Genomic DNA, 23,189 nt, shown 5'->3' with positions numbered 1-23,189 from the left:
TAAAACACCTCACTGAAATCTACTTTTTTTACTTTATTTTTTAAAAAAAGCAGTTATAGAATAAGTTAATTTCCTAATCTATAACTGCTCTTATATAATTTAATCTATTTCTTTTTTACTATCTGCAAAATGTTGTTCTTCAGCTATGACTTCTGTGTAATATTGTCTTTTGTTATTATCATCATCAAATTGACTGATCTGTAATCTTCCAACTATACAAACTTGCTGACCTTTCTTAAAGTATTTGTTAGCAAACTCAGCTAGTTTTCCAAACGCAACAATATTTATAAAATCTGCTTCCTGTTCTCCTTCCCTCTTGTACGGTCTGTTTACTGCCAAAGTATACCTCGCTCTAGCTACTGGTTCTTCAGTAGTGCTATATTTTAATTCTACATCTTTAGTTAATCTTCCTAATAAAATGATTTTATTCATTTATCAAACCCTCCTCAAACTTTAATCAAATTCATCAAGATAAGCATATTTATATTTCTTCTGAGATTTTGCAAATCTAATCATATTTATAACTTGATCTACTACAGAAAGATTTGTAGTATCTTTTGTGAAAATTAACCCCGTACCCCCAATGGATACTAGAGTAAATACAGAAGCAAATACAACACTCCTTTTAATTAGAAATATTAGCAAATTTATTGTTAATAGTATTGTTAAAGTAATTAAGGATTTTATTAACTCTTTTTTTCCAAATCCATCCCAGATTTCGTTGTTTTCTTTTAATCCAATAGGTATATAAAGCATTTCATTTTCTTCCATGTCTATAATCCCCTTTCTTTAAAAATCTCTTCCTCCGCCTCCTCTGCTTCTAAAATAAAAGAATAATATATCTTTTATTTGCCATATACCCTCAGCTAGGATATAGAAAATCAATGCATTTTTACCTCTTTTTTTATACACTTCTATTTCATCCTGATCATATATTGCTTTTACAAAACAATATATAATTCTCGTTAAAGCACCAGCTCTAATTATTCCTATAAATACCTTAGGTAAAAGCTCTAATATATTCATTTATTCACCTACTTTGCAAATCTTCTGCCCATTTCTACTAATCTAGCACCAGAATAAACTGTATTCATCATGCTTCCTCCACTACTAGACATTATCAGGAATTCTTGTAGAAACTTAGGTGTCTTTATAGCGAAATAGGATGCTGCAAATCCCCAGATATAATGTCCTCCAATCATCAAAACTAGTCCTAACTTTGCCAATACAACTTGAACCAAAACTGTAATTGAAGATTGAAAGAACTTTTGAATATAGGACTTAAAAACTCCTTTATCTGCATCCATTAAACCTACACATGCCATTGGCATACCTATTCTTAATATCAGTATTTCAAACCCTCTCTTATAAAATTGGATCAGCAATAAGAGATATATAATAAAGAATACCAGGAGTGCTATTCCTATAAAAATTCCCCCAGATGCTAAATTTGTCAAGATAGAAGAAACATTAGGATTTGCATCTAACCCTAATGCCCCTATAGCTTTATTCATAAGATCAGTTATTACCTCTACTAACCATCCATACATAATTGGAAATGTTAAAGCTACCACTATAGCCCTAGCAAAATTTGTAAGTAGTAACAAGGGGTCAGCATCTGCATCTCCATCAGTCCAAAGTACATATATCTCAAATCCTTTTTTCAAAAACTTTATTATAATTAGAGATATTCCAGCACTTAAGAATACATCAAACAAAGAATTAAAGCCAGAAAATCCTACACTAGAGAGAGTATTTTCAGGATAAAAAGATATTTCAGCTAAGTTTGTTAGCAAAGTGTTACTTATATTATCAAATAATCCTTCTAGAAACTCCTGTATTAAGAGCATTATTATTTTTCCCATCTAAAAACCTCCTAAAATATAATGAGGCTAAATTAATAATCTAGCCCCATTACTAAGCACCAAAGTAAGATCCAAATACAGTTATAATAACTCCTGCTACAACCGCTCCTATAGTTGAAATTATTGCTATAGTAATTCTATTAGACCATTTTTTATGATCCATTTCATCTGCTGCTCCCTTTCTAATAAAACAATATGCCACCACGGCTGTACCTGCTGGTATTGCTATTATTATCAAGTATTTACCTGCATCTTCTAATAACTTTTTGAAACCTACTGCTAATGAACTGTTTGCTAAATCACCACCGCCAGCAGGGATTCCTCCTGCTCCTGCAAAAGCTATAGAATTTTGTGTTATAAATAAAACTGTAAAGCAAACTATCCCAACTAAGACTGTTTTTAAAATATTAGATTTTTTCATTTAAAGCTCCTCCTCAATTAATCTTCTTGATAATACTCCCATATTCCCCATAAATTCATATCTCCGTTTATATCTATCTTCCTAACCTTTCTTCTAGCCTCTCTTCTCTCTCTTAAAATTCTATTGTGTTCTTTATCACCAAGGCCCAGCATCTTATTAAAACTCATCTCTGATATATCAGGACAATACATTATAGCTGGGTTATCTCTTGAAATAATTAAACTGTAAGGTCTACAAATCATTCTAACTTCATCAGGTGTTAATAATGATCTTCCTGTTAAATTAACACTTTGCGATGATGATGTACTCGTTGGATTAGAATTAGCTGATAGGGAATATGTTGACACTGTGTAATTTCCTAATTTTTTAGATATTTCTTCAAGAGTTTCTTGGTCTTCAGCTTGAAGATATATCCAAGTTTGACAATTACCTCTTATGGTTCTAGATACCTCCTTTCCGTATTTATCTTCAAGTTGAGCAAATGACTGTAAAAATAAGTTAAATCGTATTCCCCTTCCGCCTCCTACTGTCAACTTATTTGCAAAGTCTGGTATCTTCGTGAAGTTCCCAAACTCATCCAACAAGTAGTTTACTCTTCTCTGCAATCTACCGCCCCTAGCATCTGCCGATTTTACAAGCTGTTCATATATTTGTGATGTCAATAATGATGCTAAAGAATAGTAAGTTGTTTTCTCATCTGGAAGAATAATAAATACTGCCATTTTCTTACTTCCTAAGTCTGTAAGATTGAAATCTGATTTAGACGTCATTGCATTAATTAAAGGATTAGTAAATAACCGTAATGTGGTTAAAGCGGCAGTAAAAAAGCTCCCTCTTGTTTTAGATGGAGCTATCTCTGAAATCGCTATAAGTCCCTTTGCAGGATGATTATCATCAAGTGCTTTCATGTATTCTACAATAGGCATTGATTTACCTACAGTTTTACACATTTGAGATATAAAGAAATAAACGTTAGTCATGTTTTGGTATTGCCTGTTATATTCATCTCTATTATCAAATACTACAGACATGATGGCTGCTGCTATTGTACTAGCTTCACCATCAGTCCAAATTCTTTCTCCCTTTGCCTCTCCTACTAATGAAGAAGTTATGTCCCATGTAGCTTCTATTGCACCAGGTATATCATTGTTATCAACTGCATTTATTACTTGCTGAAGAAAGTTATATTGATTTGACTTTAAAGGATTTCTAAAATCTACTGCTATGACCTCATATCCTAGTCTTTCTAAGAAAGGATAAGTATATTGATATAGTTCTCCTTTAGGATCAGAAAGAACCATATTCTCACCTGCTAGTCCCAATGTGCAGATTGACTGTAATACCACTGTTCTACTTTTTCCTGAACGAGTAGATCCTATACAGAGTGCATGAACATCATCAGTAATTGTATATAGCTTTTCAATTTTATTACTTTTCTCTAACCCTACTACTATTCCACCTTCCTTAAAGTATGGCTTACTAATTGTTTCTTCTATAGCAAAATCTTTAGCAAATATATTAATCAACTCCTTCTTCCTGATTCATATCGGAATCACCAACCTTTATTAAATATTCAATTGACTTATCAGATTTATCTAATTTACATATTGGAAATGCCTTGTCTTTCTCTTCCTTTTTCATCCATCTTGCTGATCCAAATTGTTTTTGTCCTGCTGCTACTGGTGTAAAAATATTTGGAGTAATTTTCATTAAATCAGATTGATAAGCCTTATCTTTTGTAGTAATTATATAGGCAGCAATTAACAGAACAAATATTTCAAAGCATAAAAATAATAGTAAGTTTTGCTTAATAGATACAATACTTACTATTGATTGAGAAAACTTAGGTATTGATGGAACCTTGGTATTTGATAATAGATTGTGTAAATATGTTGAGAAGTAAATATTAATTATTGTACCTATAATTACTTCAAAACTAGCAATTAATATTTTACCTTTAGTTGATTTCTCCATTTTCTGTCACCTCCCCTCATTTCCGAATAAATCAACTTTATTATTCAATCACCCCCTTAAAATGACCTTCTATAGTGAGATTTAAGCAACGATATAAGCCATATGACACCTAATATATGGCTAAAATAAGCAATAAAAAAAGCAACTTAGTTGCTATTTTCAAGATTATATTTAATTTTTGCTAATTCATATAGAATTGCTATTCTAAAGTCAGATATAATTGTTAATTCACTATTATTATGGATGTTATACCAGCTTATTCCATCTGAATATACATGATCAAAGAGCTTACTTACATCACATTCAACTGCTTCAATAAATCCCTTTTTATGACCAACACCTGAAGATATCGAATGTGTACCATTATATGCATAACACACATCAATTCGAGTAAAATAATATGCTAAATGATTTGAACTATGGTATTCAAATTTGTTTTTATAAATATTCTTAATACTATTTCTTAATCTATTTCTATTCCATGATAGTACTAATACACAATCTTTTGACAAATCAACTTTTCTCCTTTCCCCATCATCAGGATATGTTTCAAATTGATTCCCTTGTTCATCATAATAATATATTGGAAAGGCAAGCCCTACTTGTTTCGAAAAATATTCCTCACTATATAAAATAGTAGTCAACAAATCATACTGAAGATCAAGTTTAATTACATTAATCATATAATCTAAAATAAGGATCTTATCATAATTAGTTTCTTCATATTCTAGAGTTTGCCTTGCAAAATCCATAGCATTTCTAAACTCAAATGATGGGCATGGTTTCCTATATTTTTCTAAATCTTCTTTTTGACATTTATTTGATTTAAAATAATTTCTAAAAGCTCTTTTAAACATATTATTACCTCGCTTTAACATTAAGGAATTCTTCCAATAAGTGAATTAAATTATAATAAATTCTCCCTTGAAGGAAAGATTCATAATGTATTAAACTTCTTATTTCATTGCATACTCTCATATATTTTTCTTCATCAAATGCCTTTTTAATTCTATATAAATGCGTAATATATAACATATGCCAAATATCTCTCTTTTTATATTTATTGGAAGGCTTGAGTTTTGAAAATTCATTGTAAAAAAGATATAGAGCTTCTTTAGCTTCTATATTTTTTTGCTCACCTTTAGTATTCGACCAATCGTCATAAGGGCTTAATATCTCGCTAAGTTTTCTTTCCATCATCTCACCTCAATTATATTTAAATTCTCTGCTATACGCAATGAAAAAATAAAAAAGACATTATCTTATGTCTTTATGAATTTAACTTCATATTTTATTTTACTTTTACGAATTCTTCTAATTGAGTTTCAATTCTATCTAATTGATTACTTATTTCCTCTAGTTTCATGTTTTGATTTTCCTTATTTGATTCATATTCTTTGGCTATTCCTAGAAGACTTATCATAAACATAACTCCTGAAAATATAAGCAAAATAATCTGTACAATCTCATATTTATATTCTTTTATAAATTTTTTTAATTTCATATAACTCTCCTACCTTTCTTTTTCCCAATCTAATCCTTCACCTTTGGACTTTTCTATCATCTTTTCTTTCAATGCCTGTCCTTCAAGATAAGTTAAAGGATAACTCTTATTTCCTTCATGAGGATTATCAGTTAAAAATTTGATTGTTTCCATTATAAGATGATTTCTGGCTTGAATTATTTTATTAGATTCAAATTCTACTTTTTTCTCTTGGAATTCTTTCGTCCTTTCTGCCCACTGTTTATTTAGCTGAAATCTTTTCAATAAGGCCTCCTTAGTATATTTTTCTGGGGGATGCAGTTTATCATTATTACACTTTCTTCCTCCTGGTATTGTAAAGGTTATATTTTTTCTATTATCTTCCCATCTCACTAAATAGCCTAATTCATTCATTTGTCTTATAAAATCCTCTTTACTGATAGATGTCTTAGAGCACTCTTTTACTGCATAAAATAATTCTGTTTTCCAACTTCTCTTCTCCTTGTCTGCCCTGTATTCTCCTGAAGATTTACTTTTAGTTTTATTTTTACCTGCTCTAACAAAAGAGTATTTTAGTCCATATTCATAGCAAAGTTTGTTAGAAAAATCTGTTATGTCAAATAAATCTTTGGTTGAATGCTGCCATTTTAATCCAGTTTCAATATTTACAGTATTTATTACATAATGAGTATGAATATGCTCTTTATCAACATGTGTGGCTACTAATATCTGAAAATCTCTAAATTTCTGATGTTCTAATAATTTTAAGGATATTTCATGAGCTAATTCTGGAGTAATATTCTCTTTAGAATGAAATGAATGAACAAAGTGTTTAAATTGCCTTCCATCAGTTTTATTATACATGTTTTTTATTACCATCATTTCATCATAAGCTGATGAAGGTCTGCAGTTAACTCCTGTTATCAGTTTTGTATTTGTCTTCTCGTCTTGAGTTACATAATTAAATACTTTATCATTACCTAACTTTATTAATTCTTCTATTATAACTTCTTCACTTTGCCCTACTTTATCTTCTCTTGATATATAAGTATTCACAGCCTTTAAGCTTGCCTTAGTTTGTCCTTTCTTTCTATTTAGATTTTTGATTTTTTCTGTATCTATAAAAGAAGCCATATTTCTATACCAACTCCTATTGCTTTTTAGGTATTACATGGCTATATTTTAAATTATATAATTCACATAAATAATTAGAGTATTGTTTCAACCTAATTAATTCATTTATTGATAGATTCCACTTTCTACCATCCTCAATATTAACTGTATTTAGTATAAAATGAGTATGAATGTGTTGTTTATCTGTATGAGTTATTGCTAGAATTTGAAAATCTTTAAATTTCTTATACTCTAATAACTTTAGAGATATTTCATGGGCAAGCTCTGAAGTAATATTTTCTTTAGGATGAAATGAATGAATGAAATGGATAAATTCTCTACCACCTATTTTATTATACATATTCTTTATTACCATCATTTCATTAAAAGCAGAATCAGGACAACAATTAATACCAGTTACTAGTCCTGATAAAATAAGTGCCTCCTCAAATAAACTTTGTATATTCTCACTCTCGATATCTTTAGTTCTATTCATAATATAATCTATCCCATAGCTCAGTTCTTTTTTGCTTTTGTCTTTGCTATTAATAAATTTAACAATTGCCATATATCATCAATCTTCCCTTCTATCTCATATATATTTGGATATATAATTTTTCCTTGATGTGCTAATATGGTTAACTGATTTATATTTCTCCCTATTCCCCTTACTTCTTTGGTAAAGTCTTTAAGTTCTTCTATTACAACTATCTCCTTATCTAAAGTTGCTCGTCTAACAAGTTCACTTACTTTCAAGTTTGCCTTCTCTGCTTTTTCTTCAATAACCCTTAACTCTACTGGACTTACTCTAAAAGTAATCCTTTCTGTTCTATGCTCCAATTTCTCACCTCCACATTAGAAAATGAAAACACAAGTCAGAAATTGACTTTTATTTCTGCTTGGAGTTTCTTTTTCCCAAAATAAAATTAAGAAAAGTAGCTATAGATATATTTCTATTGCTACTTTTATCATTGCTCTAATTCCCATCCTTCTTCATTTTCTTCTGCAAGACTTCTTTGATTTGCTATTGCTTGATATAAATTAACAACATCTCTATTTTTTTCATTCCATCCTAAATCATTTAGCAGAGGAATATTAAATCTAGATTCCATTTCTGTCATTAAATAAGAATATTCTTTATCTGAGACTTTATCAAGAATTAACTTAATAAATTCCACCTCATATTCTCCAGTTCTTCTAGTCTTTAAAAATTTTAATATATTATCTAATACTCCAAAGGTATTAATGTGATTTTGGGTGATTTCTATATTTTTATCTTCTATTGATATGTTTGTAAATCTATATCTATTAGGGCAGTTCTCTTCTCTTAAATCTTGAAGATAATATCCTCTCATGGCAAATTCTTTTACAAGGTTTTCAAACTCCTGTCTTTCTAAGTCTCTTCTTTCATTTACAATCTCTGCATAAGTCTTTTTCATTGTACCACTCCTCATATTGTAATTTTTAAAAATAAAAAAGTAGCTATAATCAACGACTATCGCTACTTTCATCAAAATATTTATTTTATTTTTCTCCTGAGTTACTTTCTAATATAGTCAATATATTAGATATTTGCATTTTAGTTATTTCACTAATATCTAGCACATCATACTCCACAAATAAATCTTCAATCCCCTTTTTTTCAAAGTAATCTATTAATGTTTCTTTATCAGTCTCATTTGCTCCTACAAGTTCAATTATAATATTTTCATTTAAGTCCATACTCATTCCCCTTTCTAAAAATCAAACTCCCATTCTTCTTCATCTTCAAATTCATCTTTATATAACTCATTTTCTTCAATTATGGCTTTTTCAATACCATATTCAAATATCTTAGTTCTTTTGTATTCAGGTTGTCCAACATTTGTATACGGATGAAGTCCTTTCTCTACCATTGAAATATATTTATCTTCATTAATGTATATAGAATCTATTACTTTTATTTGTATTGGCAATAACATATTTACTGCATTTTTAGAAATCTCTATTAGCTCATCAATGTTTTTATTTTTATAGTTAACCTCGGCCTTTTTAGAAGTCATTATTATAGAAATACTACTTGCTTCATAGTTAATAGATTTTTGTAATATGTCTTTAGGATTAAATATTAAATCATTTCCTTCATAACACGATAGTTTTTCAAAGCCCATTACTCTATTCTTATTATTAAATAACATTATATAGAGATTATTTGCATCCAACTCCTTCTCATCTAAATAGGTCCTTATATACGTATTTATATGACCAGGTTCATGTACGGGAGCTATATCTTTTTTAATATAACTCTTTAAGCTACTAAATATCCCATTTAAATTCTCTAAATTTCTTCTCTCAGAATTACTAAGTCCAAGTTTAGATGCTATTAATGAAGGATTTTCTAATATTTCCAAAGCTTTATGATGCCAAAATGGATTGTCAATTTTACCTTTTTCACCCTCTATAAAAGTATTTAGCTTTTCTTTTCTAATTCCCGTTAATCCTGATAGAGCGTTTAAATATTTATTTAAATGTGCTTCGTAATAAGTCTTAGATACATAATCATTAATATCTTTCTCAGCTACTCTTCCTTTTCTTATTTCATTATATTTTAGTAAATTATTCTCTAAAAAACTAAAAATGTTATTTCCAACAATTATATGATCTTTAACTTTGATTTTTAAAGGCTCCAAAATATTAACATATTTATTAGTCATACTGATATCTTCATCAGAAGGAGTAGCAATACCAGATGGATGGTTATGACAAAAAATTACTGACTTGCATTTAGCAGATAATACTTCTTTAACTATATCCCTAGGATAAATTGGGGCAGAGTTTATAGTACCTTCACTTATCTTTTTAATTTTGATAAGATTATTATTCTTATCAAACATGGCCAATAGAAAAATCTCTTTATCCTTCTTATTTCCAATTAAATGTTTAAAATATCTTCCAGCTTCATATGAACTATTAAAATTAATTTGTTTTCTATGTTTAAAATCCTTAGTTATTCTAAAATTTATTACTAATTCATTTAGTAAATACAATTTTTGTAATTGATTATCTGTAGGTTCTATTATATTAGGTTTATCTATTATATCATATAAAGCATTTGCTTCTAACTCCTTTAATTTAGATTCTCTAATGCCTGTTAAGGATGATAAAGCTTTTATCAGTTTCTCTTCCATTTCTTATATCACTCCTTCGTTTTTTAAATTATAAAGAAACAATATACTAACATAGATATTGTTATAAATGGACCAAATGGTAAACCTTTTACTCTTTTAAATAACAATAAGAATAATCCTACAATTGAAAACATTAAGGATGATAATAATATTGTCAGAATAACACCAGGATATCTTATTCCAATACCTATAGCACTTAACAATTTAATGTCCCCTCCACCTACGCCGCCTTTAGAAATTACAGCAAAAAAGAGGAATAAAAAAAATGCTGTTAAGCATCCTATAATTCCTTTTTTAAGTTGGTTATTGAAAAGAGAATATAATAAGTTTAATATAGTTATCATCAATACATGATGATCTAATATCAATTCATATTTCAAATCTGTAAATGCTATATATATGTATATAGGAATTGACAACATCATTATCGAAAAATTCTCTCCAAAGCTTCTAACTCCATAATATAAAGAAAAATATAAAATTATTAGTATTCTTGGCACTAAAAACTTTATATTTAAATCCTTTAATTTTATACTCCTTTCTATTTCGTAAATTACTAAAATCAATGACAAAACAATTAATATATTTTTCATATTTATCACCTAGTATTTTCTATAAACTTGGCTACCACCAAATGATGCTACTATCATTGGCCTGCTAAGCAATATAGAATCAATTTTTATAACCACAAGATATGTTGATTTATTAATTGTAGAAAAATCAATATTTAAGTTATATTTTATAGGAGAATCAACATCAATACTTTTAAGAAAGCTCTCTATTTTATTTTTTGCATTACTTATATGACTATGATCTGTTGAATTAAATGTGTAAGCATTATCTTCAGATATTTCTAAGTCTGGATTTTCTAAAAATATTGTTATTTTCTTGGTATCCATATCATATAAAACAGGACTACAAAATAAAATCTTAGCATTATCCGATAAATTATTAGATATCTGCCTTTTAAGTATATCCATAGCTAATGTTCTATCTATCTTCACATAGGGATTAGTCTTAGTACCTTCAGCAATTATTCTACCTTCACCTAACTCCTGGAGTATTTTTATAGTTTCATCTTCATCGTTTCCTTCAATTAATATCTCGTGTGCAGTTCTAGAAGTTGCAAGATCTACAGTATTTTGTATTTTGTTTCTTGTATATCTTACAAGTCCTACGGAAAAGATATTATATATGAAATAAGCTCCACATATTATAAAGAACAAGAAAATTAATATTATATTTGCACCACCCTTTTCATTAAATAAAACCTCTTTTATTCGTCTAACCAAGGCTCTATCTCCCCTTTATAAATACTAATATATCTTATATCTGGATCTCCTTTTTTATAGGTAAACCATCCTAAAGGTACTTTTACTACATTACTTATCAAAGCAGGTTCTTTACTTTCTACATATACTCCTATAGTATCTTGTCTAGAGTTATTTCTCCCTAGGTCTTTCCCAATTAAAAAGTTAAGATTTGTTTCCTCAAAGTCTTTATTATTAATCTTTCCTTGCATCTTTATATTATAATTATCACTACCTAATATACTGTTTAAGTCATCTATATAGCTGTCTATAGTAATATCTATATTTGCGCTGCCTTTCTTACATATAGAGGCAACAAATTGTTTATTAGCATTATCTAAGGCAGAATCTCTAAACCAATATTCTCCTAACACAGTAATCAAAGATAGAATCATAACTATAGGAGAAATTAGTACTAGAAACGTAAGTATTTGACCAAATCCTTTTTCATTAAATATATATTTATGCAATAGATATCCCTCCTTAATCCTTAATCAAATACTAGAAAATTTAAGAGAGGAAACACAGTTCCTCTCTAATTATCTCTAATTATTTGTACTATTAATATCCTTAATTACTTCAATTATACTTTCTGTTGTATCTTGAGATGATTCAATTAACCCTTTCTTATCTGATTCATTACTTAATAAGAAAGACAGAATAAACGCAGCTAATATAACAAGCACAAGCCCCACAATAAGTTCGTTAAATCCCCTTTCGTTATTAACATATTTAGCAAAACATCTCTTATACATATCTCACCTCTTAACTATTTCAATCCTTCCTTAATTTTATCATTTAGGATACTTAAACTACTTGTAGCCTCTATTGCAGTACCTTTTATTACTGGCATTACAGCCTGATCATCACCATCACCGTTACCTACAAAATAAGTAAATGACAGATAACTAGCTATTACTACTAATATTAATACTACAACAATTTCAGTAAATCCCTTTTCATTTTTTAAATATTTTCTTACTTTCTTAAACATAATCTTCCTCCTAATTAATTATATTTTGTAACATTGCTACTCTTTGCTTTTTTACATTATTTAACTGTGACAATCTTTCACATAATACCACCCCCTTAAAATGCTTATAATTAATTAAATGATTTAAATATTGTAGCTAGAGGATAGAACCACATTAGTAGTAAAGTGCCTACAGATATTGCCATAAATAAAATCATTAATATATCTTTTTTGCTTAAAATATTATCCTGCTCTATTTCTCTTTTTTTCTTTTTTCTTTCAAGGTGTTTTTTTAAATTTTCAATTGCCTTATCTAACTTGAGTTTTGTGCTTGCTGTAATGTTTTAGCAATTATTAAAAAATCCTTATAAGGTACTTTTCTTAAACCTTCTAAGGATTTTTCATTATTTATTGCGTAATCATTTTTTGCCATTTTTAAATATGGCTTGAATATTTTAGAGGTTGATTCTAAACTCAATAATATATCGTATACGCTTATATTTCGTGTACCTCCAACTAAAACTGTAGTTAATTCAAGCTGTTCTATTTCATCCTCTAACTCTGGCTTCTTCCATTTGCTTAATCCATATAAAATAACGTCAATTAACCATATAGATAAAAAAGAGGCTAAAACTATCTTAGCCCATCCTGCTCTATCTAACTTAATGCTATTTAACACATCATATTTAGCTAGAATTCTTTTTGCATAACTATAATAATCTGCATCACTAAATTGATAACTGCCTCTAAGTATAGATATTATATAATTAATTTTCCGTTCCTCTTCTAATTGATTAAATTCTGAGTGATCTATTTCATTTAAAACAAATTCAACTATCTTTTTCTCATTTTCTTGAAGGCTTAAAAACTGTTTTTCAGTAAGTCCCATTAGAGACTTCTTCTCTAGTTGTGTGCTCCCAAAATTATAATCTTTCAGTATAGAATTTCTGTAAATATTCAAATTGGTATTAGAGATCATGAATACTGTTACAAAAGTTATTATAGGTATTAATATTTTTAAAGTAATGTAAGTATGAAGAGGATTTTTTGATTTAACTCTTGATAGAAAAAACTTCTCAGTTATCTTTTTCTCTAGTATATTGATCTTTTTATTCCCTACACACTTTCTTATTAAGCCTATAATATAATTCATAAATTTTGAGTAATATAACTTAAAAACTGTAGCTACTCTACGCTTTGATGATTTTATGAAATATAAAAGTAGTATTATACTGATTAAAATAAATAAGTAATATATCTTATCCATATATTTTCCTCCTATGTTCTCTGCAATAGAAATATAGCAATCAATGCTACTGTATTACTTGCTATTGAGAAGAATATGAGCTTCATAGCTTCAATATCTGTAAAATAAATTACCTTTGCTACTGGAAACATTTTAGTATTAAAATACATAGAAACTGGAATCAATATATATATAAACAATACTATAACTTTAGGCAAAAACATTCTATTTTTAGTTTTTTCCCTATATAAAATACTATAGGATATATTATCACTAAAGTAATCCAGTGAAGAAGATAAATCCCCACCTTTTTTATATAGGATAAAAAAATAACACCCAATATTTTTATCCATCTATCGGGTGTCCTTCCTATAAATTTATTAGTACTGTTTTCTGGTTTATCCTGTTCTAATGAATAACTAAACCTTTCTAATTCTCTTTTTATTTCTTTCTTCATATGAGGAAGACCCTCTCTTATTCCTCCTACTAAGGTATTAGTATTGCCAAAACCTAAACTCAATTCTTCTGTAGCTAAAGGTAATTGCATTGACCTTTTTCTAATTTTATATTCAAAATATAAGCTAAATGCAAACAATGGTACTCCAATAGTAAAACAAAAAGTGAGTATTATAATATACCATACATCAGTAACAGTCGCCATATACAAAGCGATTCCCAAGGACAGTAATATATGAGTTAAAATAAGTTTAACAGCTCTAATGTCATTTTTATCTTCAGAATCACTATTTATTACTGAGATCTTATAAGATATATTATCTTTAATCTCTTTCAATGTAGTATTTTTATCTATTTTTTTCAAAATACAATCATAAATAGATCTTCTCTTATTTATTCTTTTTCTTTTTATTAAGGTCTTTAATGAAAAAAGAAATAGCAGCCAGCCAATTATTGTAAAGATAATTGGTAAAAATGAAAATATCTTATCTAGCAATGCTATCACCTTCCTTTTTATTGCCAGTTAATATTTTGTTTATAACGGCAATATCTTCTTCTGTTGCCTCATAGTCTAGTAAGCTTTCTATAAGAATATCACTATGTTTATTTCCTGTTGGTTCTAGTTTCCTAGTTACTTTATTAAACTTAAATACTACGTTTTCTTCAAAACCTACTTTATCTCTTTCTTCATCTCTGTCCTCAACTATTTCTGATATTCTTTCGATCCATCTCTCACCTGTTTTCCTATTTGTCCTTGTTTGTATTATAATATCTACTGCCCTGATAACGTCTTGTAAGGCTATATTTTCATTAAAATAACTACCTAATTGCATCAATAGATTCCTTATATCTAAAACAGCATTCTTCGGGCTTGATGAGTGAAATGTTCCTGAAGAACCCTTTGCTTGTCTTATCATTGCTTTTATAGCTACTGAAGCATCTTTAGGTGTTACTATTTCTCCATGTATAATTATATCTCTGTTTTGCTTCAGCATAAGCTGAAATAGGAATTCAACATCTAAATCCTCTGTTTCTTGTAATGATATAATATTCTTATTAAGGTACTGATCGTCCAAGTTTAATTCAAATCTTCTCTCAATAGTCCCTATCCCTAAATTATCGTCTATATATCTGCATAAAAACTTTAACATTGTAGATTTCCCTGATCCCTGTTCACCTATTACAAGAATATTAGGTCTACCTTTATAAATTCTTCTAAAATATTCTATCAGCTCTTTAGTTACACTTGATTTTTTTATTATTTCTTCTTCCGTAAGTTCTTTTAATATGAATTTTCTTTGATTTAATGTAGGATGTTTTGATAATGGTGGTATTGCTATAGTAATTCTACTGCCATCCCACCTCTCTCCAAAATAATATGGTTTTTGAGTATTAATATCATGCATCTTATTAAAGGAACTTGCCTTAGAATTTATTATATTTAACAGATCCTCTTTATCCTTAAATCGTAAATTATCTACTCTATTTTTTAGTCCACCATCTTGTATCCAAATATAATCATCTCTTGTCACTCCTATTTCATCTAAAGGACTATCCGTTAATGTATCTATAACACCCATACCCCATATTTCCTGATATACTATTTGAGTTAATATATCAATGTTTTGGTCTAATGAATAATCATCAAAGTTCTTTATCTCCAGACTAATCTTAGAGTAGTATTCATAAAGTAATTCATTTACTTCTTTAGAATCCATATTCCTTTCATATATTAACACTCTTACTTTATCCATTAAATATTTCTTTGCTTTCGGATTTCCTTGTGGTGCTTCCATAAAAAATGTCTTTTCTATATCGCCTATATCCTCATTTTTCTCTGCATTGTCATATATAGTTTTTCTTATATATTCAGTAAAATCAATAAGATTCATTACATTATCCTCCCTTTTAAATTTGATTTTTTAGCTTTTTAAATATATTAAACTTACTTTTTATAGCCTTATCTTTACTTTCTTTTGGCAGATCATCAAAATTATCAATTATTTTCATGAGAATTGGCTTAAAATAATCTAATATATCTTTGTCATTTATATCAATTAAAATATCTTCATTAGCTGTCTCTTTAATTTTTGAAAGATAAGGCAAAGCAATTATCATTTTAATACTCAACTCCTTTTTGATAAAGCTATCTGTCAGACTCAAAGAATCATCATAATAGTTTAATACACCAATTAATTTCTCTTTATTTATACGATTATTATTAATATCTCCACTGAGATTAGTTAGGTGTATTCTGTCTTGATTTAATACTGAGATGATAAAATCGGAAACTCCAAAGAAATATTTTGAAGTTTGATTATCTACTCCACTAGGTAAATCTATAATTATGAAATCATATTTTTCTTTAAACTTATTAACTAGATTATCTAAAATATTTTTATCACTAGGAACAATTCTTTCTAAGGAATTAGATTTAGATATTCTACTTCCTGCAATCAGGTTAACATTTCTAATAGAAGATTTTTGTATATAATGCTTTAGAATATTGTCATCTATAGGCTTAACCTCACCTATGGATAGCAAGCCATCAACATTTGTTTCCTCTTTGATATCATCACCTATATAACTAGATAGAGTGCTATATCTACTTTGCATATCTATACAAAGTATTTTACTGTCAGTTTCACTAGAAATAAGTTTTGTCAATAAAGAAAGGATGGTGCTAGAACCCCATCCATCTTTATAACTCCATACTGATATTATTTTACTCACATTTAGACACCTCCTGGTTATTTTCTGTAGTTTCAGGTATATTTTCATCTTCCTTTGTTTCTACAGAATCTAAGCTATTATCTTCTTTAACTTCCTCTAATGACTTAAAATATTCTTCTTTTTTTATATAATTCTTAAATGGCTTGCTAGTATAAAGATGTTCTTCTCTATTAAATTGTTTTTACAGGTAAATACTCTTCATTCTCTCCGTATTTAGTAAAAAACAATTCATACTTTCTTGCTATTTCTATATCTTGTACTATGTCACGATTCGATTTAACTACAGCATGATCTATAGTAGTAGCTCCATTTGTAATAGAAGTTCCTGCTTCATCAACTAGATCCTCCAACTTTATATATGGTATTACCACTTCACTATCATTTTTATCAAGTGCATCTTTTGAATTACTGCTAGGATATCTAACCCAAACTGTTACATAATCATTAGGCTGCACCTTTCCAATCATGGCATTAGATGATTTAATTGGAAATGAATATGACTGTTCTCCATCCTTATATCCTTCTTCCTCTTCTATGAAATATTCTTTAGTAAGATAAGTACCATTAGGTATATCAAATCCTGCTTTCTTCCCTATTAGTTCTTCAGCAGTGATTGGATTATTAAAAACATATTCAGTTGGTACTTGTATAGCTTTAATATGCTTACTTAAAATTTCATCATTTACTATTGTGTTTCTAGGTATTGGCTCTGTAACACAAAGTATATTTTCCTTTTTTATATCTTGAATATCTCCTACTACTTTAGGTATCCTATACTGTTCATAATAAAATGTAAATAATGCTAATATTAGAAAAAATATAGCATAATATAATATTTTTTTCCTCATGTCAAACCTCCATTATATTAATTTTAATAATAACTTTTTACAATATAAAAGGGCCAGAGTTTTCTCTAGCCCTATTACTAACTAATAACTAATCAATGACTGTTACCAGTTCCTATATCTTCTCTTATATTTCCTTTTGTTCTTATTACATTTAGTGGTGTCTTTTTATATTTGGCATTAAAATCAAAACCACTACTAGGACTATATCCTTTCTTATAGCCTTTGATTTTAAAATCTACTATGGTTCCCGTAGGAGCTTCAATAGGTAATGTATAATCTAATATCCAAAGTATCTCATTGCTACCAGTGGTTATATCTGTTAATTTATACTTTACCTTTTCAGCTTCAGACAAAGGTCTAAATTTTCTTGTTGAGTGTAGGTTTGCAATTAATCCCTTAATAGGCTTCCCATCTAAAGTAGTATAAAATATTTCAGTCAATATATTATCATCAGCATTTAATCCCTTGGATCTTATAATGTAATAAACATTATATCCTGATTTAATATTATTAACTGGCATTTTATCTAAACCATGCCTTACAGATTTAAAAATATTACCGCTGCTATAATAAGTGTCTTTCCAACCTATATCACCAGTATATATCATATTGAATTCATCCAGGAATATTCCCAAGGCTTTAACCGTTAATATCTGTGGGTTCTCATCAATATATACTAATCCTTCTTTATGTTTGTAAGTCGTTTGAGTACCGTCAGGATTATTATCAGTATAGTTATAGACTTTGCCGTTAATATCATATCCAGTAAATTTAATGGTATCTATAGTTTCATCAACATAGAAATCTGTGCCGGCTATCTTAATATTTGCATACCAATCAATATAGGTATCTGTTTCTCTTACACTTACATTATTTATAACAAACAAGCTAGTTATGTTTTGGCCACTATCATTCGTTATTGAATGAGAACCATTTCTATTGATATTCAATCTAACTGGCTTAGATTCAAATTTATATCCTGTAGAACCGTCTACCTTTACATACGGAACTTCCATTTTAACTCTAAAATCTATCGTTAGCTTATTTGTATAGATTGATGTTCTAGCCTTAAACTCATTATCATTATCTGTTATTATTGTTGCAAAGTTATCATTACCAGGATCTATCTCTGCTTGTATTACATCATTGATAGAAACTGGATTTCCTTTCTCTTCATCCTTTCCTCTTACAGAGTAAACTCCACCATCTTGTAGATCTACCCATATTGGTGTATAAACTCTAATAGGTAATTGCTTAGTTCGATAAGCCCCATTGATAGTTTTAACAGTTATATTTATGTCTTTATCTCCATCAGGCTCATTGTCACTTAGCTTAAAGAGTTCAATAACATCTTCATCTTTCATCTTATAGCTATAGTAAGTTTCTGTATAACCGTATTCAATCATATCGGTTTCCCTTACTTCAAACTGTTCAGGTGTTAATGTTATATTGCTGCCACCATAAGCTACTACTACCTCGTGTAAAGGTACATTTGTCTTAAAGTTTAAGCCTTTAAGGTATAAATTGTCACCTGCCGCAACTGCATTTACAGTATGATTATATGGATATTTAGTTGACGTATCTTTATTAATTGTCTTTTCTAGATTATTGGCAGCTGATACATTTCCAATATCTATCATAACCCTCATGTCTTGATTTGCATAGCTTACTGTTTCTATCATATAGTCATTACCTTCTGATATATCCTTATTATCCTTAGTTTTACCAGTAAATTCAGCTCTGCCTATTACTTCTTTAGAGGTACTCTTCAATTCACCTTTTAATGAAGATATATTAAGTGTTTCAGGTGAAAGTATAGTTGCTTCCCATCGGTATACATTATTTTCTTCATCATGCTCTATGAATTTCATATCCTTCTTGGTAGCATTTTCATAGAATTTAAAGGCTACTTCATCAATATTTATGGAAGATTCAATTGTATACTTATATTCTTTATGTGGTATTAATGCACGAGTGAAACCATCTATAGAAATCATCTTCCCATCAATATACACATATCCATAGGACAATACTTCTTGAATCTCTAGATTATTTAGCCAACCTAATATTTTTACTGGTTTTTCTTTTTCGTGTATTAGCTCATTTGCCATACCTTTAACATAAGGGCTATTTGATAATAGTTTATATACTACTGTGTAATCTCCTGCCTTATTAGAAATTACTTCTCTTCCATCTGGATGAGTTTTATTAAGTCTAACGCTCCAATCATCTAAACCACCTTCAGACATATCAGAAAATGGATATAACACATTGTCAGCTTCCTTAAATACAATAGCCTCTAGTCTAAATTTATCATCACCTTTTGAATACTCTATTGTCTTGGCATTTAGATTTAGTAATTCATGAGGTTTTATTTCGTCTACTGTACCAATTTCACCTATGCTTGGAGTTATGATTGTAAGCTTACTGCTTAATACTTCATTTCCACCAGTGTCTACTAATTTAGGAACAAATTCTTCTCCTTTATCAGTGACTATTTTGTATTCTACATTCCAGGAATATCTATTTATTATATTTCCTGCATCTTTAATAATTGGTGCATATCTTGTCATATCAAGCTCATGGTAGTTATCCTCTATCTTACTAAAATTACTATTAGGATAAAGATTACTAACTAAATTGTCTATTATGCTATCTTCTCCCAATATCAAATTAGCCTTTATAAACCAATTAGCAGGTAAGTTAATAGCCTTTACCTTTAACTTTTCCTTATATGTTGCATAAACTTCAGTATCACTTACCTCTAGTATTACAGGTACTATTTGGAACTTCTTGTCCTTATCTGTAGCCAAAATATGCATTGTTTCATCTTCTTCACCACTTCTTTTACTTTCTACAATATAGTCTATTGTGTGTATTCCCTCTTTGTTTGGGACAACAAAAGGTTCTGATACAAAGATGTTTTCAATCATATCTAATTGCTTTAATTCTATAGTTATTTCTTCTTCATCTTTATATTTAATATGAGAATAGACCTTTGCATCTGAAGGTTTTACAAGACCATTGACCTCTGCATTAATATATATTGTATCTCCTATAGTAGCTTTAATATCTTTTCCTATTATTGTAACAGGAATTACTTCAAGCCTATCTGCCACTTCATGGGATATAGCTCCCTTCTCTGTGCTATCAGTTTTATACTCAATTGTTTCTTGCTTTAATAAATATTTGCTAGTAGTCATAAAACCTTGATCTGTTTCATGTCTTTGAGGATTAGTATTATTTGAAGTTATAGATCCTTTTACCTGATTATTTATATACCAATTCGTTAGTCTATAAAATCCTGCGTTCTTAGGTATAGTTATAATCTCTTTAGTACCTTTTTTATATGATGTAAAAAATACTCTTTCATTTTCATAGGTATAATTAGGTATTGTTCTTGAAATATCCTTTCTATTATCGTTGATAGCTTCTCCATCTTTATAATATCTTGTTTCAACTCCTAAGTCAGATATAGGAGTGGATAGTACAGGTATTTCCTTAAATACTCCATTTCTTAGAGTATCGTTTGCATCATATGTTATTAGATCATCATCTTTATTCCTAATCTCAATATAAACAGGTACTTTCAATAATCCATCTTTTGCCTGTGGTGCTTTTAGCTTTACAACCCATAACCCATCTTTAACTCTATCAAGCAAATGAGTATATCCATCTGTTGGTCTAGGCTGAGGATTAGTAGTTGTATTGTACCAAGCTTTCATAGCATGTCTATCTATATCGTTTTTAGTTTCTACAACTAGCAGAAATTCATCGTTTTCTCTTACTGTATCTATTTTATACTCTGATTTTGAAAAACTTCCCTCTATCTTATCCAACAAACTTACATCAGCTAACCACATATTTTCTATCTCAACTTGCTTGAATTGAATATCATGTGTAGAAGCTGTAGCGTTATTATTTAAATTTAATAATGCTAATCTTGTAATATCTCCACTATTTTTAAGAGTATTTCTATTAAACACTATATCATTAGGCTGTGTAGTTGAATTACCTGTTAATGAAGTTGTATTAAAATTATTATTAACAGAACTAAAGTTAAGAGAATAGGCATAATTAAATATTTTTGTCTTAGGCATACCTGCGAACTTGACAGTCAATGCATCCGATCCTAATCTACCAGTATATATAGGCGAGCCTGATATATTTATTATTGGTGTAGGAGGTGTTTCATTAAGTTGTTTCCCATTAATAAATCCAGTAGACCCATCATAATCTGTAACAAGTAATCCGTAGTCAAAAGTATTTACACCTGATAAAATTCTTTGTTGATAATATGAGTGAGATTTATTTATATTAAGTCTTCTAAAGAATGGATTAGTACCATCGGCACTAAAACTATACCATGTACTTCCTGCATCATCAAAAGCCTCCCATACTCCTGAGCTGTTAAATTGATAGTACCACTGATATTTATATATGCCACCATTTGGCATTGAGAATTGATAGTCTAAATCATAGGAATCTTTCGCTGATAAAGTCAATGTTGTACTATTATTAACTATTTCTTCTACTAAAGCATAGGGAGGATTGTGTATAGTAAATGAACCTCTTCCTGTCCCTTCCTTTTCAAAGATTTCTCTACCTAAATCATCCTTTGCTCTAAAATAAATATCCCATGTACCTCTCTTATCCTTACTCCATGTTTTAGTAGTTTCATTATAGGTAGAAGTAAGTCCAAATATTTCTGTCGCTTCTTCAGGAGAAGTTATAGGAATCCACTTCTCAGTTGAATGAGTTCCATTTGTAGTGGTTTTCTTAATCACTGGGTTATCTAGCGTAGTAGGATGATGAACAAATTTAACCTCTAGAGTACCTTCTTTCCATAAAGGTTCATTCTCCTGCTCTTTATTAGATGTTGTTAGGTATGTCCTTTTATCTTCATAAGTCTTATTTCTATAATCCTTTTCTAAATCTCTAAAAATAATCCCAAAGGATATATTCTGAGGGATATTCATAGAGAATGGATTAGGTATATCATTTGGATAGGTGTACTTATCTCCAAAGTCTACTGCTTGGTTGAGTCTACCTTGTGCATAATCCCTAATCTTAGTTAAGTCCTTATTTGTAGAGTAATTTTCATTTCCAAAGGTATTAGTCAAAGGTATATTTTTATTACCTATATAAAATAATCCATCTGATATTTTAGGTAATTTATCTGTAATAGCTTGTGTTTTTATATCACCTATATTAAATGTAGTATTGGTATTAGTGATTAATATCCTTGAATCAGATGAAGTATCTTTATCTGTTCGTGGAGTTAGTTTTGCTGCTGCCTCATTTATTAATGTTGCAGGAGATTTTACTGTAATAGATAAATTAACTTCACTTGATGTTGCCTTACTATCATTTGCCCTAATTTTTATAGGTATATTTCCAGCTACAGTCGTTGGAATTTTAATTCTACCTTCAAAAGCCTTATATGAGGTTGTATTTGTGATTTCAGGCAATGGATTATCATTGCCTACATTCAAGAGTCTTTGCCATGCTCCATTATTATAACTATATTCAATAGTCACTGGATCATTATCTGCATCTTTTGCACTTCCGCTTATAGTTACATAAGTATTTTGAAGATA

General features: G+C 29.0%; 28 protein-coding genes. All 28 read right to left on the bottom strand.

Annotated features, from left to right (window positions below):
• Positions 1-99 precede the first annotated feature (99 nt).
• The gene (locus CIW83_RS02990; protein ID WP_094899303.1) at positions 100-432 is read right to left on the bottom strand and encodes a single-stranded DNA-binding protein; all 333 of its coding nucleotides are present in this window, start codon (positions 430-432) and stop codon (positions 100-102) included.
• Positions 433-453: 21 nt separating this feature from the next.
• Complete coding sequence (locus tag CIW83_RS02985) at positions 454-771, bottom strand: hypothetical protein (protein ID WP_201259647.1); 318 nt, start codon at positions 769-771, stop codon at positions 454-456.
• Positions 772-789: 18 nt separating this feature from the next.
• Positions 790-1,026 (bottom strand): mercury transporter, encoded by a 237-nt coding sequence (locus CIW83_RS02980; protein ID WP_094899299.1) that lies wholly within the window; start codon positions 1,024-1,026, stop codon positions 790-792.
• Positions 1,027-1,034: 8 nt separating this feature from the next.
• The gene (locus CIW83_RS02975) at positions 1,035-1,865 is read right to left on the bottom strand and encodes a conjugal transfer protein TrbL family protein (protein ID WP_094899297.1); all 831 of its coding nucleotides are present in this window, start codon (positions 1,863-1,865) and stop codon (positions 1,035-1,037) included.
• Positions 1,866-1,917: 52 nt separating this feature from the next.
• Complete coding sequence (locus CIW83_RS02970; RefSeq protein ID WP_094899296.1) at positions 1,918-2,286, bottom strand: hypothetical protein; 369 nt, start codon at positions 2,284-2,286, stop codon at positions 1,918-1,920.
• Positions 2,287-2,303: 17 nt separating this feature from the next.
• A complete protein-coding gene (locus CIW83_RS02965) occupies positions 2,304-3,812 on the bottom strand; it encodes a VirD4-like conjugal transfer protein, CD1115 family (protein WP_201259646.1) in 1,509 nt (502 codons plus the stop codon).
• Positions 3,805-4,260 (bottom strand): hypothetical protein, encoded by a 456-nt coding sequence (locus tag CIW83_RS22590; protein WP_201259645.1) that lies wholly within the window; start codon positions 4,258-4,260, stop codon positions 3,805-3,807. The genes CIW83_RS02965 and CIW83_RS22590 overlap by 8 nt, the downstream gene beginning before the upstream one ends.
• A gap of 146 nt (positions 4,261-4,406) precedes the next feature.
• Positions 4,407-5,117 carry a DUF6710 family protein gene (locus CIW83_RS02960; RefSeq protein ID WP_201259644.1) on the bottom strand — a complete coding sequence of 237 codons (711 nt, stop codon included), beginning with the start codon at positions 5,115-5,117 and terminating at the stop codon, positions 4,407-4,409.
• A 4-nt stretch (positions 5,118-5,121) separates the two neighbouring features.
• Positions 5,122-5,457, bottom strand: coding sequence for a hypothetical protein (locus CIW83_RS02955; RefSeq protein WP_094899294.1), 336 nt, complete (start codon positions 5,455-5,457; stop codon positions 5,122-5,124).
• A 94-nt stretch (positions 5,458-5,551) separates the two neighbouring features.
• Positions 5,552-5,764: a hypothetical protein gene (locus CIW83_RS02950; protein ID WP_094899293.1), complete on the bottom strand. Its 213-nt coding sequence runs from the start codon at positions 5,762-5,764 to the stop codon at positions 5,552-5,554.
• Positions 5,765-5,773: 9 nt separating this feature from the next.
• Positions 5,774-6,877: a relaxase/mobilization nuclease domain-containing protein gene (locus tag CIW83_RS02945; protein WP_094899291.1), complete on the bottom strand. Its 1,104-nt coding sequence runs from the start codon at positions 6,875-6,877 to the stop codon at positions 5,774-5,776.
• Positions 6,878-6,893: 16 nt separating this feature from the next.
• Positions 6,894-7,352, bottom strand: coding sequence for a relaxase/mobilization nuclease domain-containing protein (locus tag CIW83_RS02940; RefSeq protein ID WP_158219996.1), 459 nt, complete (start codon positions 7,350-7,352; stop codon positions 6,894-6,896).
• A 20-nt stretch (positions 7,353-7,372) separates the two neighbouring features.
• A complete protein-coding gene (gene mobC / locus CIW83_RS02935) occupies positions 7,373-7,696 on the bottom strand; it encodes a plasmid mobilization relaxosome protein MobC (protein ID WP_094899287.1) in 324 nt (107 codons plus the stop codon).
• Between the two features lie 128 nt (positions 7,697-7,824).
• On the bottom strand, positions 7,825-8,295 hold the full coding sequence (locus CIW83_RS02930; RefSeq protein WP_094899286.1) for a hypothetical protein: 471 nt from the start codon (positions 8,293-8,295) through the stop codon (positions 7,825-7,827).
• Between the two features lie 85 nt (positions 8,296-8,380).
• Entirely contained in the window at positions 8,381-8,578 is a 198-nt protein-coding gene (locus tag CIW83_RS02925) for a hypothetical protein (protein WP_094899284.1), read from the bottom strand.
• Positions 8,579-8,592: 14 nt separating this feature from the next.
• Entirely contained in the window at positions 8,593-10,023 is a 1,431-nt protein-coding gene (locus tag CIW83_RS02920) for a JAB domain-containing protein (protein WP_094899282.1), read from the bottom strand.
• Between the two features lie 23 nt (positions 10,024-10,046).
• Positions 10,047-10,616 carry an A24 family peptidase gene (locus tag CIW83_RS02915; RefSeq protein WP_094899280.1) on the bottom strand — a complete coding sequence of 190 codons (570 nt, stop codon included), beginning with the start codon at positions 10,614-10,616 and terminating at the stop codon, positions 10,047-10,049.
• A 9-nt stretch (positions 10,617-10,625) separates the two neighbouring features.
• On the bottom strand, positions 10,626-11,315 hold the full coding sequence (locus tag CIW83_RS02910; protein ID WP_094899278.1) for a hypothetical protein: 690 nt from the start codon (positions 11,313-11,315) through the stop codon (positions 10,626-10,628).
• A complete protein-coding gene (locus tag CIW83_RS02905; protein ID WP_094899276.1) occupies positions 11,300-11,803 on the bottom strand; it encodes a hypothetical protein in 504 nt (167 codons plus the stop codon). The genes CIW83_RS02910 and CIW83_RS02905 overlap by 16 nt, the downstream gene beginning before the upstream one ends.
• 75 nt (positions 11,804-11,878) lie before the next feature.
• Complete coding sequence (locus CIW83_RS02900; RefSeq protein WP_094899274.1) at positions 11,879-12,088, bottom strand: hypothetical protein; 210 nt, start codon at positions 12,086-12,088, stop codon at positions 11,879-11,881.
• Between the two features lie 14 nt (positions 12,089-12,102).
• Entirely contained in the window at positions 12,103-12,327 is a 225-nt protein-coding gene (locus CIW83_RS02895; RefSeq protein ID WP_094899272.1) for a hypothetical protein, read from the bottom strand.
• A gap of 292 nt (positions 12,328-12,619) precedes the next feature.
• Entirely contained in the window at positions 12,620-13,573 is a 954-nt protein-coding gene (locus CIW83_RS02890) for a hypothetical protein (protein ID WP_094899270.1), read from the bottom strand.
• An 11-nt stretch (positions 13,574-13,584) separates the two neighbouring features.
• Entirely contained in the window at positions 13,585-13,752 is a 168-nt protein-coding gene (locus tag CIW83_RS22080; RefSeq protein ID WP_158219995.1) for a hypothetical protein, read from the bottom strand.
• Between the two features lie 2 nt (positions 13,753-13,754).
• Positions 13,755-14,504, bottom strand: a complete 750-nt coding sequence (locus CIW83_RS02880; RefSeq protein WP_094899267.1) for a hypothetical protein — start codon at positions 14,502-14,504, stop codon at positions 13,755-13,757.
• Entirely contained in the window at positions 14,494-15,900 is a 1,407-nt protein-coding gene (locus CIW83_RS02875) for an ATPase, T2SS/T4P/T4SS family (RefSeq protein WP_094899265.1), read from the bottom strand. The genes CIW83_RS02880 and CIW83_RS02875 overlap by 11 nt, the downstream gene beginning before the upstream one ends.
• A gap of 16 nt (positions 15,901-15,916) precedes the next feature.
• The gene (locus CIW83_RS02870; RefSeq protein ID WP_158219994.1) at positions 15,917-16,741 is read right to left on the bottom strand and encodes an AAA family ATPase; all 825 of its coding nucleotides are present in this window, start codon (positions 16,739-16,741) and stop codon (positions 15,917-15,919) included.
• A gap of 170 nt (positions 16,742-16,911) precedes the next feature.
• Positions 16,912-17,589 carry a hypothetical protein gene (locus CIW83_RS02865; RefSeq protein WP_094899261.1) on the bottom strand — a complete coding sequence of 226 codons (678 nt, stop codon included), beginning with the start codon at positions 17,587-17,589 and terminating at the stop codon, positions 16,912-16,914.
• A 92-nt stretch (positions 17,590-17,681) separates the two neighbouring features.
• Positions 17,682-23,129: a hypothetical protein gene (locus CIW83_RS02860; RefSeq protein WP_094899259.1), complete on the bottom strand. Its 5,448-nt coding sequence runs from the start codon at positions 23,127-23,129 to the stop codon at positions 17,682-17,684.
• Between the last annotated feature and the right edge of the window lie 60 nt (positions 23,130-23,189).

The sequence above is a fragment of the Tissierella sp. P1 genome (assembly GCF_002266425.1).
Taxonomy (GTDB): domain Bacteria; phylum Bacillota; class Clostridia; order Tissierellales; family Tissierellaceae; genus Tissierella; species Tissierella carlieri.
The sequence above is the reverse complement of the archived record's forward strand: the minus strand, read 5'-3'. Positions and strand labels throughout refer to the sequence as shown.

Bases quoted from the DNA above. Each gene is read 5' to 3' on its own strand.
- CIW83_RS02990 (WP_094899303.1), bottom strand. From the start codon at position 432: ATGAATAAAATCATTTTATTAGGAAGATTAACTAAAGATGTAGAATTA.
- CIW83_RS02950 (WP_094899293.1), bottom strand. From the start codon at position 5,764: ATGAAATTAAAAAAATTTATAAAAGAATATAAATATGAGATTGTACAG.
- CIW83_RS02970 (WP_094899296.1), bottom strand. From the start codon at position 2,286: ATGAAAAAATCTAATATTTTAAAAACAGTCTTAGTTGGGATAGTTTGC.
- CIW83_RS22590 (WP_201259645.1), bottom strand. From the start codon at position 4,260: ATGGAGAAATCAACTAAAGGTAAAATATTAATTGCTAGTTTTGAAGTA.
- CIW83_RS02985 (WP_201259647.1), bottom strand. From the start codon at position 771: ATGGAAGAAAATGAAATGCTTTATATACCTATTGGATTAAAAGAAAAC.
- CIW83_RS02925 (WP_094899284.1), bottom strand. From the start codon at position 8,578: ATGGACTTAAATGAAAATATTATAATTGAACTTGTAGGAGCAAATGAG.
- CIW83_RS02875 (WP_094899265.1), bottom strand. From the start codon at position 15,900: ATGAATCTTATTGATTTTACTGAATATATAAGAAAAACTATATATGAC.
- CIW83_RS02940 (WP_158219996.1), bottom strand. From the start codon at position 7,352: ATGAATAGAACTAAAGATATCGAGAGTGAGAATATACAAAGTTTATTT.
- CIW83_RS02900 (WP_094899274.1), bottom strand. From the start codon at position 12,088: ATGTATAAGAGATGTTTTGCTAAATATGTTAATAACGAAAGGGGATTT.
- CIW83_RS02945 (WP_094899291.1), bottom strand. From the start codon at position 6,877: ATGGCTTCTTTTATAGATACAGAAAAAATCAAAAATCTAAATAGAAAG.
- CIW83_RS02865 (WP_094899261.1), bottom strand. From the start codon at position 17,589: ATGAGGAAAAAAATATTATATTATGCTATATTTTTTCTAATATTAGCA.
- CIW83_RS02930 (WP_094899286.1), bottom strand. From the start codon at position 8,295: ATGAAAAAGACTTATGCAGAGATTGTAAATGAAAGAAGAGACTTAGAA.
- CIW83_RS02960 (WP_201259644.1), bottom strand. From the start codon at position 5,117: ATGTTTAAAAGAGCTTTTAGAAATTATTTTAAATCAAATAAATGTCAA.
- CIW83_RS02975 (WP_094899297.1), bottom strand. From the start codon at position 1,865: ATGGGAAAAATAATAATGCTCTTAATACAGGAGTTTCTAGAAGGATTA.
- CIW83_RS02955 (WP_094899294.1), bottom strand. From the start codon at position 5,457: ATGGAAAGAAAACTTAGCGAGATATTAAGCCCTTATGACGATTGGTCG.
- CIW83_RS02895 (WP_094899272.1), bottom strand. From the start codon at position 12,327: ATGTTTAAGAAAGTAAGAAAATATTTAAAAAATGAAAAGGGATTTACT.
- CIW83_RS02920 (WP_094899282.1), bottom strand. From the start codon at position 10,023: ATGGAAGAGAAACTGATAAAAGCTTTATCATCCTTAACAGGCATTAGA.
- CIW83_RS02890 (WP_094899270.1), bottom strand. From the start codon at position 13,573: ATGGATAAGATATATTACTTATTTATTTTAATCAGTATAATACTACTT.
- CIW83_RS02915 (WP_094899280.1), bottom strand. From the start codon at position 10,616: ATGAAAAATATATTAATTGTTTTGTCATTGATTTTAGTAATTTACGAA.
- CIW83_RS02980 (WP_094899299.1), bottom strand. From the start codon at position 1,026: ATGAATATATTAGAGCTTTTACCTAAGGTATTTATAGGAATAATTAGA.